Origin of the sequence: Streptomyces sp. NPDC050416, from assembly GCF_044458845.1 — a bacterium.
In the GTDB taxonomy this organism is placed as follows: domain Bacteria; phylum Actinomycetota; class Actinomycetes; order Streptomycetales; family Streptomycetaceae; genus Streptomyces.
Genome location: NZ_JBITII010000011.1, coordinates 309,822 through 323,974, shown reverse-complemented (window position 1 = coordinate 323,974; position 14,153 = coordinate 309,822). Strand labels below are relative to the sequence as shown.

The 14,153-nt window shown below is 69.8% G+C and carries 9 protein-coding genes; all 9 read right to left on the bottom strand.

From position 1 onward, the window contains the following. Positions 1-365: 365 nt before the first annotated feature. Positions 366-2,465, bottom strand: a complete 2,100-nt coding sequence (locus ACIBL4_RS31210) for an ATP-binding protein (protein ID WP_399415124.1) — start codon at positions 2,463-2,465, stop codon at positions 366-368. Continuing rightward, on the bottom strand, positions 2,462-3,949 hold the full coding sequence (locus tag ACIBL4_RS31205) for a glycosyltransferase family 2 protein (RefSeq protein WP_399415123.1): 1,488 nt from the start codon (positions 3,947-3,949) through the stop codon (positions 2,462-2,464). Before ACIBL4_RS31205 ends, ACIBL4_RS31210 begins: the two co-directional genes overlap by 4 nt. Further along, the gene (locus ACIBL4_RS31200) at positions 3,946-5,043 is read right to left on the bottom strand and encodes a HEAT repeat domain-containing protein (RefSeq protein WP_399415122.1); all 1,098 of its coding nucleotides are present in this window, start codon (positions 5,041-5,043) and stop codon (positions 3,946-3,948) included. Before ACIBL4_RS31200 ends, ACIBL4_RS31205 begins: the two co-directional genes overlap by 4 nt. Next, positions 5,043-5,417: a response regulator transcription factor gene (locus tag ACIBL4_RS31195; RefSeq protein WP_399415121.1), complete on the bottom strand. Its 375-nt coding sequence runs from the start codon at positions 5,415-5,417 to the stop codon at positions 5,043-5,045. The genes ACIBL4_RS31200 and ACIBL4_RS31195 overlap by 1 nt, the downstream gene beginning before the upstream one ends. Next, positions 5,417-5,806, bottom strand: a complete 390-nt coding sequence (locus ACIBL4_RS31190; RefSeq protein WP_399415120.1) for a two-component system response regulator — start codon at positions 5,804-5,806, stop codon at positions 5,417-5,419. Before ACIBL4_RS31190 ends, ACIBL4_RS31195 begins: the two co-directional genes overlap by 1 nt. Before the next feature lie 182 nt (positions 5,807-5,988). Beyond that, on the bottom strand, positions 5,989-6,777 hold the full coding sequence (locus ACIBL4_RS31185; protein WP_399415119.1) for a leucyl/phenylalanyl-tRNA--protein transferase: 789 nt from the start codon (positions 6,775-6,777) through the stop codon (positions 5,989-5,991). After that, positions 6,774-10,046 (bottom strand): amino acid adenylation domain-containing protein, encoded by a 3,273-nt coding sequence (locus ACIBL4_RS31180; protein ID WP_399415118.1) that lies wholly within the window; start codon positions 10,044-10,046, stop codon positions 6,774-6,776. Before ACIBL4_RS31180 ends, ACIBL4_RS31185 begins: the two co-directional genes overlap by 4 nt. Before the next feature lie 90 nt (positions 10,047-10,136). Continuing rightward, on the bottom strand, positions 10,137-13,418 hold the full coding sequence (locus ACIBL4_RS31175) for a putative bifunctional diguanylate cyclase/phosphodiesterase (RefSeq protein WP_399415117.1): 3,282 nt from the start codon (positions 13,416-13,418) through the stop codon (positions 10,137-10,139). A 501-nt stretch (positions 13,419-13,919) separates the two neighbouring features. Further along, positions 13,920-14,105, bottom strand: coding sequence for a hypothetical protein (locus ACIBL4_RS31170; protein WP_399415116.1), 186 nt, complete (start codon positions 14,103-14,105; stop codon positions 13,920-13,922). Positions 14,106-14,153 lie beyond the last annotated feature (48 nt).

The window sequence follows — 14,153 nt, the reverse complement described above, 5'->3', positions numbered from 1 at the left end:
CACATGTCAGGCACGGCCACAAGGCGCGGCCGGGACCACCGAACAGACCGGTCGCGACGGTTTCGGTGCGGCGTGCGATGACGGAGATCAAGCGATCCGCTCGTCGGACATTTCCAGCAAAGAATGAACCACTGAAGATCGCAAATCGAGGAAGCGGACGCCGAGCCGGGGTTGCGGTCGGGCCATGGGCATTCGAGTGGCCCGGTTGCCAGGCACCCTCATGTCCATGGCTTAGCGCACCGACCTGACGGCCCTTCGGTTCGATGCGCAAGGACTGGTCTGCTCCCGGACGGCTGGACCCTGAGGCCCGGTCAGGGCGCGGCCGTGCCGGGCGCACGCGCACCGGGAGGCCACGGGGGCGCCGTTCAGGCGGAGCCCGCCCCACCGTCCGTACCGGTGAGCGGCAGCCAGGCGGTGATCGTGGTACCCCGGCCCTCTTGAGAGCTCACCTCCGTCCGGCCGCCATGGTTCGCCACGATCGTGTGCACGATGGTCAGCCCCAGACCGGTACCCGGGATGGCCTGATCGGTGGCGTTCGAGGCGCGGAAGAACCGCTGGAAGAGCTTCTCCTGCTCGGCCGCGGGGATGCCGATGCCGGTGTCGCTCACGCTCAGCACCACCTCCCCGTCCTGCGTGCCGGCTCGTACACTGACCTTCCCGCCGCCGCGGGTGAACTTCACCGCGTTGGACAGCAGGTTCATCAGGACCCGGTCGAGTTGTTCGCCGTCCGCCTCCAGCACCAGCGGCTGCTCGGGGCACCGCGTCTCCAGGGTGACCGAGGCGGCCTCGGCGGCCGGTTTGATCGCGTCGACCGCCGAGGCCACCAGCCGTCGCAGGTCGATCGGTGCCTTCTGGGAGGTGAACGCTCCCGACTCGATCCTCGAGAGCGTGAGCAGGTCCTCGATCAGCGCCCGCAACCGGTTGGCGTTGCGGTCGACGACGCCCAGCATGTGCAGCTGGGACGGGGAGAGCGGACCGGTGTCCTCGTCCTTCAGCAGCTCGATGTATCCCACGATGCTCGTCAGCGGGGTGCGCAGCTCATGGGAGACGGTGGACAGGAAGTCGCTCTTGGCCTTGTCCAGGGCGCGCAGCTTGTCCACCAGGCCCGACTCCTTCTCGTAGAGAAGGGCCGTGTGCAGCGCCCGGCCGACACCGCCGGCCATGGACTCGGCGATTTCGACATCGACCGGGCGCCAAGGGCGGTCGGCGCTGGTGCGGGCCACGGACACGGCACCGATCGGTTCCTCCCCCACCCCTATGGGGATGATCACCACCGAGTACAGGCCCAGCGCCGCCGCAGCAGCGCGGTTCTCCGCCGGCATACCGGTCGTCCCGAAGGAGCCGGGGGCCCCAGGCATCCGTCTGGTGTCGGACACGTACTGGGGCAGGTCGGTGACCAGCCAGGCCGTTCCCCGCCGGTAGTGGTCACGGACCACGTCCGCCGGGAGCGTCGGTATGCCTCTGCCCTCCTCGTCGGGCAGCAGGCCCCGCTCCGCGGACCACACCCGGGCCACGGGAAACTCGGAGCCGCCGTTGTCGGCGAGCAGGATGAAGACGTAGTCGGCGGCCAGGGTCTCGCCGATGCCGTTGCACGCCGCGTCGAGGACATAGTCGACCTCCAGGCGGTCCCTGATACGGATGCCGGTCTCCCTCGCGGCCGTCGACAGTCGCTCCCGTTCCTGCTCGACCGCCCGCAGCCGGTCGCTCTCGTCCGCGAGCAGGTTGACCGACCGCGCCACCGCCCTGATCTCCTCCGGCCCCGTCACCTCGGCCCGGGCCGCACGGTCTCCCGCAGTGAGCCGGCCGAGCGTCCACGCGGTTTTCTGCAGCGGCCCGGTCAGGGCGCGCGTGGCACGCACCGACGTGTACACAGCCACGGCGACGGCCACGACCAGCGCCGCGCCGAGCCCAGCGACGCCCGCCCGGATCACCGTGTCGGCGTGCCCCTCCAGACGCTGCTCTTCTTCGTTCAGCTGCTTGTTCAGGCGGGCGTTGGTCACCTCGAACGCGCCGAACCGCCGGCTGGCCTCCCGGGTGAGCGCGAGGGCCTGCGCGCTTCCCGGAGTGGTGCGCGCCTGGTCGGCGGCTACGCGCAGGTACGCCTCGATCTGCCGCTGCTGCGTCGCGAGATCGCCTTCGTCCGCGACCTCGTGCCCACGGACGCCGTCGATGATCGACGGGATGCTGTCCCGGGCCGCGCGGAAGGCGACGAGCTCTCTCCGGTCCCCTGTGACCAGATAGCCCCGCATCGAACGCTGCACGCTGATGCCCGCGTTGAGCAGGCGCAGATTGTCGATCTCGGCGGGGTGGATGCGGTCGCTGATCCGGTCGCGCTGGCTGTCCAGCACCAGCGCGCCGATCAGCGTACCGGCTCCGGACAGGGCGATCAGAAGGATGAGCAGTCCGAACGCGAGGCCGAGCCGGTGCGCCACCCGGCCGCTGCCCCGTCTGGAAGCACGGCTCATGCACGATCACCTCCGCTCACCCTCTCCTGACCGGGAGAGTCGAATCCGGCACGGGTCATGGCACCCCACACCTGGGGAGCCCCGCGCAACGCGTCCCACATGCCGCGCAGCCGCCACCACGCTGTCAGCTGGCGGTATCCGATGTTCTCGACGACCACCCCGACGAGGGCACCCCAGACGTCCCGCCACCGTGTGAACCGGTGGAAGGCGTACTCCTCCACACCGACCGACACCATGCTGACGACGATGGCGTAGGCGTAGGCGGCGAGCATGAAGCGCCAGAGGAAGTCCACGTCCACCGCGCCGATCAGTACGCCCAGGGGTACGAGAACCAGTCCCGCGAGCTCCACCAGCGGCGCCAGCAGTTCGAAGACCACGTAGAAGGGCAGTGCCAGCAGTCCGATGCGGCCGTAGCGGGGGTTACCGATCATGCGGCGGTGCTTGAGCAGGATCTCCGTCAGGCCGCGGTGCCACCGCCGCCGCTGGCGGGCCAGGATCGTCAGCTTCGAGGGTGCCTCGCTCCAGGAGATCGGATCGGAGACGAAGACGATGCGGTAGTCACGGCCCTGCTCGCGCATGTGCCGGTGGAGGCGGATGACCAGCTCGGCGTCCTCGCCGATACAGTCCGGGTCCATCCCGCCGACCGCCACGACCGCGTCCTTGCGGAAGAGACCGAAGGCCCCGGCGATGACCAGCAGGCTGCCGAGCTTGGACCATCCGGTGCGGCCGAGCAGGAAGGCACGAAGATACTCGACGACCTGGACTCGTCCGAGCACGTCCGGGGGCACACGCGCCTCGGCCACCCGTCCGGCCACGACGGTGCAGCCGTTGGCGAGGCCGACCACGCCGCCGGAGGCGACCACCCGCAGCGGATCGTCGCAGAACGGTTTGGCCACCGAGAGCAGCGCCTGGGAGTCGAGGATCGAGTCGGCGTCCACCATGCACAGCAGTGGATAGCGCGCCAGGTTGATCCCGACGTTGAGCGTGTCGGCCTTGCCGCCGTTGTCCTTGCGGGCCACCACCAGGCGCACGGGGCCGCCCCTGGGCAGATGGACGGAGGTGACCCTGCCGCGTACGGGGACGTCGTCGGGCATCACGTACTCCACCTCGGCGAGGTCGAAGGCGTCCCGCAGGGCGTCCAGCGTGCCGTCGGTGGAGCCGTCGTCGACGACGACGACCTCGAACTCCGGGTAGCGCAGGAGCAGCATGGCCCGTACCGCTTCGACGATGCCGGCCGCTTCGTTGTACGCGGGCATGATCACCGAAACGGGTGGGGTGAGGGGGCTGGTGGCGGCCTCGTCATGGCCCGCGAAGGGAGCCCGGCGCAGCGCTCTGACGAACTCCCCGAGAGCGATGAGGATCAGCACCAGATAACTGGTGTTGATGGCCACGAAGTACATGATCACCACGCTGTCGCACACAGTGACCAACGTGTGCGCCACGCCCAGCAGCGACGCCCACGGTTCGTCGGCCGCGGTGCTCACAGAGCCACCTCCGCGCGGACGTCGTGGCGTGCGGCCCCGACCGCCGATTCGGCGAGCACGGCTCTGGCCTGGGCGGCGGCCTGTCGGCGGGAGCGGTCCTCGGCCACCGCGTGCAGCGCGGCCTGCCCTTCCGGGCCGAGCTGCAGCAGCGCGCGAGCCGCGGTGGCTGCCACATGTGGGTCGGGATCGCCGAGCAGCTCCGCCAGCGGGCCCGTCGCGGCGACGGCTCCCAGAGCGCCAAGGGCCCCGGCGCCCACCATGCGCAGGGCGACCGACTGACCGGGCCGGACAGCCGCCAGCAGCGGCTCCAGGCCGTCGGGCATACCCAGTCTGCCCAGCGCGCGTGCCGCCTTGATGCGTACCTCGGTCTGGGGGTCCTCGCGCAGTGCGCGGACGATCTCGGACGTATGGGAGACCGCGCCGGTCGCGCCGAGGACCTCGATGCTCACGGCTCTGGCGAGAGGCTCCGGATGTTCCAGTCCCGCGGCGACACTCCGCTGTGCATCCAGTCCCAGGGAGACCAGCGCCCTGGTGACCACGGCGGGCGGCACCGCTCGCGGTCCGTAGAGGGCCTCGAGGAGGTACGGAACGGACTCCGGTCCCCCGCACCGGCCCAGCGCGCGTGCGGCGGCAAGGCGGACCTCGGGGTCGCGATCGGCCAGCAGACGGCACAGCGACGGGGCGGCGGGACGGTGGCGCAGTTGACCGAGCACCTGCGCGGCGCGCCCCCGCCGGACCGCGCTGCGGCTCGACAGGTCGGCGACGGCGTCCACGACGGCCCCGCGCAGCTCGTACAGGCGGACCAGCGCCGTACGGGCTCCGCCGGCGACCTTGCCCAGCAGCGCCGTCAGGGTCGGCTCCAGGGCGGCCCAGGTCCGTCTGTCGGTCTCCGCCAGCCGGTGCAGCAGCTCGGTCTGCTCGTCCTCCTCCGCGCACAGGAGCTGCAGCAGGAGAACGCGCACCGGTGCCGCGATCCGCTCGCGTCTGCGCTGTCGGTACCTGCGAACGAGGCGGTTGGCGACGATCAGCAGGCTCAGCGCCGAGACGACGGCCAGCAGGCCCAGCAACGCGCCGTTCAGGAGGCCGGTGGGCATCACCGTTCCACCCGGTTGAGCACCGCGGTGACTCTGCTGGACAGCTCCCGCGGGCTGAACGGCTTGATGATGTAGTCGTCGGCTCCCGCCGCGAAGCCGACCTCGACGTCCGCTTCCTGGGACCGGGCGGTGATCATGATGACGGGGAGCGTCGCGGTCTGGGCCGCCGCGCGCAGCTCCCGGCATACGTCCAGACCCGACATGCCCGGCATCCGTATGTCGAGCAGTGCCAGGTCCACCGTGTTCTCACGCGCAGCCCGCAGCGCTGCCATTCCGTCCTCCACGGCCGTGACCTGGTGACCGCTCTGGGTCAGCTTGAACGCCACCAGATCCCGGATGTCCGCGTCGTCGTCGGCTATCAGGACATGAGCCATTACTCCTCCTGTGACTGCTGGGACTCCTGGGCCACGGAGCTTCGATAGGAGTCCACGAGCCGTGCCACGGCCGACTGCCGGAACGGTTTGGCCAGCACCTCGTCAGCGAGGCCGATCAGGTCTTCGGGGTCGAGCACCGAGGAGAGGACCAGACGGCATCTCCTCGTCCGCTCGTCCGCCCGCAACCTGCGGACGACCTCCCGTCCGTCGATGCCGGGCAGCATCACGTCGACGACCGCGATGTCCGGAGGGTCGGCGAAGGCGAGGCCGAGCCCCTCTTCCCCCGAGTACGCGACGGTCACGGGGCATCCCCGCTCGCGGAAGTGCCGCTCCAGCAGGGCGCTCACATCCTGGTCGTCCTCGATCACGAGTACGCGCGGTGGGAACATCACCGTCCTCTCCACGAAGTCAGACCGTCAGTCATAAATTAGAACCAATGGTGCACTTTCACCACATATAGACCAACTGCCCCGTTCGACACCGACCACCCCTCACAGACTGCGACGGACAGGCTCCGGCAGAGGGCCGCAGATGATCAGGCCCGGCACGCCGGGCAGCGCGACGAGCACGGTCAGCGCGATGCCGCCGGCTGGGCGAGGCGGCGGGCGGGCAGGGTGGCGGTGGGCATCGGGAGGCTGTCACGCACGGTGCGGCGGAGGTATCGCACGTACTGCTCTCGCGGGAGGAGAATGCAGCCGAGGTCGCGGACGTGCGGGCTGTCCCGCTGCGCGTCGAGCAGCTCGCCGCCGGCCTGTGCGAAACGCGCAGCGAGGTCGCTCACCGCGACCTTCGAGGCGCCGGGGCGCCGGAAGAACATCGAGTCCATGCTGAAGACCGGTCCGACCCTGAGGCCGAAGACGCCGCCGATCAGATCGCCGTCCTCCCACACCTCGACGCTGTGAGCGTGCCCCAGTTCGTGCAGGCGGATCAAGCTTGCGATCAGCTCGTCGGTGAGCCAGAGCGGGGCACGGTCGTCGCGGCATTCGCGGACGACCCGCTCGAACCCCCGGTCCAGGCTGGTCGACCACGGCAACCGGTTGCGCAGCCGCCGGGCGAGGCTCCGGCTCAGGTGGGCAGCCGAGACGGGCAGCACCGGCCTGGGGTCGGGTGACCACCAGGAGACGGCGAAGGGATCGGCCAGTTCCTCGCCCACGAGCCGGATGCCGCCCTCCTGGACCTGATCGGCGAAGACCACTTCGTTGAGGGCGCAGGTGTACTCGTCGGATGCCGGGAACGGATAGACCCCGGCGCGGTACGCCGCCAGGAGGCCGGCAGGACTGAGGTCGGCGCAGAAGGCCACCGGACCGTCGGGCGCCGCTGCCAGCACGTCCAGTGCCTCCCAGCCGGGGCATCGGCTCACCACCGTGCCGCTCCCTGCCCTCGGGGGTTGTTCACCGGCCGGACGTGCTCGGGCTGTTCGAGATAGTGGATGTAGCGGTCCATCATCTCCGTGTCCACGGGCGGAATGTCGATCCCCGCGTCCACCAGTGCCCGTTCCGCGTTGGTGCGGGTGAACTCCGGGAAAACGCCCTGGAAGTACATCTCGCTCACGGTGATGTCGGCGTGATGGCACAGGTCGACGAAGAGCGGGACGAACGGCGTGATCGCGTCGGTGGGGTGCCCGGCCGCGTACTTGACGAGAGCGGCGATCCACTCGGCGTAGGGGATCTTCTGCACCGGATATCCCCACTGGCGCATGCGCTCGGCCAGCGAATCCAGCAGCGTGGGACGGGGGTTGGTGAGGTGGTAGACCTCACCGCGCGCGGGTTGGCGGGTGGAGATGTGTCCGATTGCGCGGGCGAGGTGGTCGGCCGGCAGGAAGTCCAGCGGCAGCCGGACGTCAGGGCACAGACCGGTCCGCGCGATAAAGCTGATGAGGGCGGCCATTTCGCTGCTGGTGTTCATCACGCCGGTACCGCTGCTGCCCGTGATGTCCATCAGGCGGTAGACGGCGACCGGCAAGCCCGCGTCGGATGCCTTCTTCAGCAGCGCCTCGGCGACCCATTTTGTCTCCACGTATCCCACCGACAGATATTCCGGGAAGCCCAGGGGCGTGCTCTCGGTCACCTCGCGCACCCCGGCCGGCCCGAAACCGGCGAGCACCGCCATGCTGGAAGCGAAGTGGACGGGGACGGCCCTGCCGGCGGCGAGGCGGATGATCTCATATGTTCCGTCGACGTTGACCGCGCGCAACTCGTGATACGGGTAGATGAAGTTGACCTGGGCGCCGAAGTGGTAGACGGCGTCGACGGTCGATCCCAGCTCCTCGAACCGGCCGGGAGGCAGCCCCAGTCCGGGCTTGCCCAGGTCGCCGACGACCGGCTGGACGCGCGCGCTGGACAGATCGCTGAGGACGTACCGCTGGTGGCTCGAGCGGATCATCTCCATGCCGTGCTGCTCGTCCGAGGCCCTGACGAGGCAGAGGATCCGACCCGTCGTGCTGCGCAGCAACTCGTCGATCATGTAGGCGCCGCAGAATCCCGTCGCCCCGGTGAGAAGGACGTCTCCGGGGTGCCGGTGATCGGGAACCGGCGCGTCACGGCCCACCGCCGGAACACGCCGATCGGTCTCCGAGGCGAAGTCGACGCTTCCGCCCTCCGGGTGGGTCAGTGTCCCGGCACGTGCCTGGCGAACGGACTCGGCGAACGCGGCGAGCATCGGCTGCCGCAGCAGCGAACGGGTCAGATCGCGGATCTGTGTGACTCCGATGCCGAATATGACACGGGTCCGGGCGAGCATCTCCATGGCCAGCAGCGAGTTGCCGCCCAGCTCGAAGAAGTCGTCGTGCGGACGGACGTAGTCGACACTCAGAATCTGACACCACAGCTGGGCCAGCCCCTGGGGCACGGGACGGTCGTCAGCGCCGGCCGTCGTCGCCGCGGTCCCGGATTGCGGCACGGCCCTGCGGTCGAGCTTTCCGCTGGGCGCGACGGGCAGCCGTTCCACCGCCTGAAACGCTGCCGGGATCATGTAGCCCGGCAGGACCTCGGCGAGTGCCGACCGCAGCCGTGCGCGCAGCGCCGCCTCGCCGCCGGCCGCCGCCGGCGAGGCCGGCGTGTAGTACGCGATCAGGTCCCGGTCGCCGTTCTCGCGTGTCCTGGCCACCACCATCGCCTGGCCGATCTCCGGGCGGGAGACGAGCGCCGCCTCGATCTCGGCCGGGTCGACCCGGAACCCGCGGATCTTCATCTGGTCGTCGATCCGGCCCAGGACTTCCAGGTTGCCGTCCGAGCGCCAACGGCCCAGATCCCCGGTGCGATACATCCGGTCCCCCGGCGCGGAGCCGTACGGATCGGGCAGGAACTGCCGGGCAGTCAGGGCGGGTTGCCGCCAGACACCACGCGCCAGCCCCTGACCGCCGACGTAGATCTCGCCGCGCTCGCCCGGCGGCACCGGGCGTAGTTCGGCGTCGAGCACGTGGACACGAGCGCCCTCCAGGGGCCTACCGACCGGGGCGACGGCGGTGTCCGGCGCGGCGAGCACTTCCTGGTTCAGGTCGCAGAGCGTGGAGGTGATGGTGGTCTCGGTGAGCCCGTAGGCGTTGACGAGCCGTGCGCCGGGGATCCGGCGCACAACGGCGCGGCAGTCCTTCGCGGTGACGATCTCGCCGCCGACGATGACGAGCCTCAGCGAGGCGCTGATCTCGCCGCGGTCCGCCAAGGAGACGATCCGGTGCCAGTAGGCGGGGGGCAGGTCGGCGACGGTGACCCCGAGCTCGGGCAGGCGGCGCAGCAGATCGGTGGGCGCCCACGTCGGTGTTCCCGCGAGGATGAGCGTCGCGCCGCTGATCAGCGTGGCGAAGATCTGCTCCAGTGAGGTGTCGAAGCCGAGCGCCGCGGCGTGCAGCACCCGGTCGCAGGGCGTCAGTTCGTATGCCCTGGCCACCGCGGTGAGCGAGTGGGCCAGTGACCGGTGGCTGATCATCACCCCCTTGGGGGGCCCGGTGGATCCGGAGGTGTAGATCACGTAGGCGAGGTCGTCCGGCCGGGGGCCGCGTGCCGGCCGCGGTGCCTCCGGCGGCGCCTGCGTGGCCGGTTCTCCGGGGGGTTCGGCGTAGACGATCCGCGCCTCGCACCCGGCGAACATCGAGGCGTGCACGCGGCTCGAGACGATGAGGCGTGAGCCGGTCTCCCCGAGCAGTGCGACCATCCGCTGCCGGGGAGTCGCCGGATCGAGGGGCAGGAACGCGCCTCCGGAACCCAGCACCGCCAGCAGCGCGACGATCAGCTCGGGCACGCGGTCGAGGCACACGGTGACGACGGACTCTGCGCCGGCGCCCGACTCCCGCAACCGGTGGGCAAGCCGGTCGGCGCGGCCGCTCAGCTCGGCGTAGCTGAGCCGACCGTCGTCCGAGAGCACCGCGAGAGCGGACGGCTCACGCCGCGCCCGCTCCCGGACCAGCTCGGGCACGGTGCCCGGCCAGGATTCCGGGGGCCGCCCCTCGGCGCGGGCGCTCGCGGGCCGCATGTCGGTCCACAGGCGGTCGACCAGACTCGCGCACCACGCGGCGGACTCCGGTCCGCCGATCCGGCGCCACCCGGCCGGAATCCGGCGGTCGGCGAGCCAGATCGCGTACTGCTCCTCGTCGTTGCGCAGCACGACGCACGGTGCAGTCGACTCTGCCGGCATGTGTTCATGTTCCGTCACTCGGGCCTCCTGCCTTCGCGCGGCGCCCTGCGGAGCACGATCCGCGCCCCTAGCGGGAAAGGGCCGCCGCCATCACCGCTCCCCTTCCACGGGCCTCACGGGCAATGCGGCCAGGCGGCCGAGCGGCGGCGCGAGGACGAGTTGCTCCGCCTCCTCGGCGCTGACCGGTTCGGCGAAGAGGTACCCCTGAGCCAACCGGCAGCCCATGGAGATCAGCAATTCCTGCTGCCTCACGTTCTCCACGCCTTCGGCGATAACCGTGAGGCCGAGGGTGTCGGCGAGATGCGTGATGCCCTCGACAAGGGCGTACTGTTCCGGCGAGCGCCCGAGTTCGTCGACGAACGACTTGTCTATCTTGAGTATCGAGATGGGGAACTCACGCAGATAGCTCAGTGACGAGTAGCCCGTTCCGAAATCGTCGATCGCGATACGGATACCGAGGTCTGTGAGCGAATTCATCTCGGCCAGGATACGTTCGTCGTTGTACATCAGCACGCTCTCGGTCAGTTCCAGTACGAGAGACGACGGTGCGATGCCGGAGAGATCCAGGGCACGCCGGACCACGTTGTAGAACTCGTCGTCCCGGAACTGACGCGGCGACACGTTCACGCTGATGTAAGGCACGTTGCGGTCGGCCTCCCCGCCGCGCAGCACGGAGTCCTCCCACCGGACCGCCTCGGTCGCGGCCTGGTCGAGCACCCACGCACCGAGCGGGACGATCTGCCCGCTCTCCTCGGCCAGCGTGATGAACTGCTCCGGCATCACCATGCCGCGCGTGGAGTGCGGCCAGCGAACGAGCGCCTCGAAGCCGGCGATCCGACCGCTGGCCAGCTCCACGATGGGCTGGTAAAGCACCAGGAAGGACGTCTCGATCGTCGAACTGTCCAGGGCCTCCTGCAGATTGGCACGCTCGGCCATGCCGCTCTGCAGTTCCGGGTGGTAGCGGCGCCACTGGCGCTTGCCCGCCATCTTCGCCGAGTACAGCGCGAGATCGGCGTGTGCCAGCAGTTCGACCGAGTCGATGCTGTCTTCCGTCGTCGCGACGCCGATGCTGGCGTACGTGCTCATCGGCCCCACACTGAGCCGGAACGGCTCGGCGAACACGCTCATCAGGTGTTCGGTGAAACGCTCCACGCCCTCCGTCGTGGCGGAGCCCTCCACCAGCAGTGCGAACTCGTCACCGCCGATGCGCGCGGCGGTGTCGGAGGCACGGACGGCGGTCTGCAGCCGGAGTGACAGCGCGACCAGGAGTTCGTCGCCCACATTGTGGCCGTGTATGTCGTTGACGACCTTGAAGTCGTCCACGTCGAGGAAGAGCACACCGACCACCGTGCCGTCGCGCTGAGCCTGCGCCAGGGCGTGGTTGACCCGGTCCTGGAAGAGCACCCGGTTGGCCAGGTTGGTGAGCGAGTCATGGAACGCCTGGTGGGTGAGTTCGCGTTCGAGTTTGCGCTGTTCGGTCACGTCCTGCAGGGTGAGCACCACTCCACCGACGGTCGCCTCCTCCCGCAGGTCGCTCCACCTCACCTCGACCTCGATGGACGACCGGTCGGCGCGGAGCATACGCCAGTGCTCGCGCTTGCTCTGGTACTCGCCGCTCCGTATCCGGCCGAGTGTCTCGACCACCGCGCGGCTGTCCTGCGGTGGCACCAGATCGACGAGGAGGGTGCCCTCCAGGTCCGGAACGCCGAGCACCTGGCCGGCTGAGGGGCTGGCGTAACGGACCCGGTCGTCGTCGTCGAGGATCAGGATGACGTCGGAGGCGTTCTGCACCAGCGTGCGGAAGTACATCTCGCTGTTGCGCCGGTTGACCTCTTGGGCGAGGGTGACCCGCGCCGCGGCAAGTGCTGCCTGCGCGGCGAGAGTTGCCAGCGTGTCGCGGAGCACGAGCAGGTCCTGCTCGTCCCCGGCCACGATCAGCACGCCGATCAATGGATCGCCCGAGGGGTGATCCTGCGCGGTGAGCGGGCAGACCAGCGCGTGGCCGGTGCGGGTCGGCTCCTCGTCCGAGCCCGTGAGATGGGCGGCAAGATCGCGCCCCACACCGTCGAGGGTCACCAGGCGGTTCTCGCCGGACGCGATCAGTTCCCGTACGGCTGCGGTCATCCGCGCGGCCGGGGGCCTGCCCAGGGCGCTGTGCGCCCCGTTCACCCAGAACGTGCTGTCCGGCAGGGTGAGCAGCGCGGAACGCGGCGGCCCGTGGGACATCAGCTGCGTCACCGCGGAGTGGACGGCGGCGGCCACATCCCGCAGCTCGCCCGCTCCGCCCAGCGACGACACCGCGTTGCGCAGCACCTTCTCCCGGCCGACCGCCCGCCGGTGGGTCGCCACCACCCCCGACAGGCGGTAGAGCACGAGGAGGAAGAGCACCGCGGAGAAGACCCCGATGACGCCGACGTTGGACCTCACGCCGCGCACCGCCTCCGTCAGGAGGATGGCCGGGGCGATCAGCGACGCCAGGGTGAGCAGGCTCAGCCGGCCCGTGCCGGTCTCGGCTCGCCATGCCACCGGCTGCGTCAGCCGACGCATGGACGGATGGAGCGCGGCGGCCGCCCAGGCGCCGTACAGGACGGCCCAGCCGAGTTCGACCGCGCTACCCGTGCGCCACGTTCCGTTCAGCTGGATCAGGCCGTAAAGCACGTCGGCGGTGAGCAGGCCGAGGGTGCCCGCGGTGAGCAGCATGAGCGAGGGGCTCTTGCCGCCACGGCCGACGAGCAGCCGCAGCAGCATCGCCAGGACGAGGATGTCGCCGAGCGGATATGCGATGGCGAACGCCTTCTGCCACCAGGTCAGACCCGCGGCGCGGGCGTACGGATCGATGAGGAAGAGCCACGACAGCAGCGCCAGGCCGACTGTCAGCGTCAGCGCGTCGACCAGGCTCGCCCGGTCGCGCCAACCTGTGCGCCAGTGAACGAAGCCCAGCAGCCCGGCCGCATAGAGCGGATATGCGGCGAGATAGAAGCCGTCGGCGATCGACGGGAACGGGATCTCCTCGTCGAGCAACTGGATGAGGATGATCTGGGTGGCTTGGCCTGCGGCGAAGGCGAAGTTCCCCGCGGCGAGGAACAGCCAGGGAAGTCGATGCGCCGGGTGGTTGAGAAAGACACCCAGGACGATACCGATGACGCCGGTCACTCCAATGGCGACGAAGAGCAGCCGTTTTTCCGGAAATGCGTAGTAGAGCGCGGTCAGCACGACGATGCATGAACTGACGGCGGCCATCGCAGCCTGGCTTCGCAGTCGCGCGTTCATCCCAACTAACCTCCTGAGAGGGCTACTTGTCGGACCGGCTGAGCTGGGCGAACGGCACTGGGCGGCGGAGAAGCCTTGGGGGCCGGACTGACATGAGGGCAACTTCCCGGGCCCTGGGCCCCGGGCCGGGACTCGGCCCTGGTCGTGCCCTGGTCGCCCCTGAACACGATTTCCGGTATACACGTCGCCGGTATACTCCGTCTGCGGTATACACGGTCGCCGTTGTGCGGGCTCCTTCTACACCGAGATATCGACGTGTCCTCCATCCAGCTTACCGAGATCGCCATTTCCCGCACGCGCACGGAGAGCTACCGCGTCACCTCGCGAGATACCACGGCATGCGTGAAAATGGAGGACGCGCAAACCGGACCGGGCCCTCCCTGAAGGCAGACCGCCAGTCCACCCCTTCAGGCGCCTTTGATCAGACAGCGGGCGAGTTTGAGGAATGCCGGGGGCCGCGGCGGGCGACGCGGGCGCGGACATCTGAGGGCGACGCCGGCCGTGGCCAAGGAGTGGGTGTCGGGATCAGGTCGACCCGGGCGGTGACCGAGGTGCCAGGGCCCCCGACACTGACCGGAGCGCCGCGCCGCCGTACCGCCGGCATCACCAGGAAAGGGACCTCCTGGTGGAGATCGGGCCGCCCTCGTCGCCGTCGTCGGCACCCTCGGCACGTTCGTACTCCAGGAGCGCGCACATCGGCGCCGCGACCATGAGGCCGAACGCGACCGGGTGCGGAAAGAACTGCGGCGGGCGTGCGCCTCGTACGCGGCGGGAGACGACGTGCGGCACCTCCAGGTGCAGCGCTACGAGCGGATCACGCGGGGCGGCGTCACCACG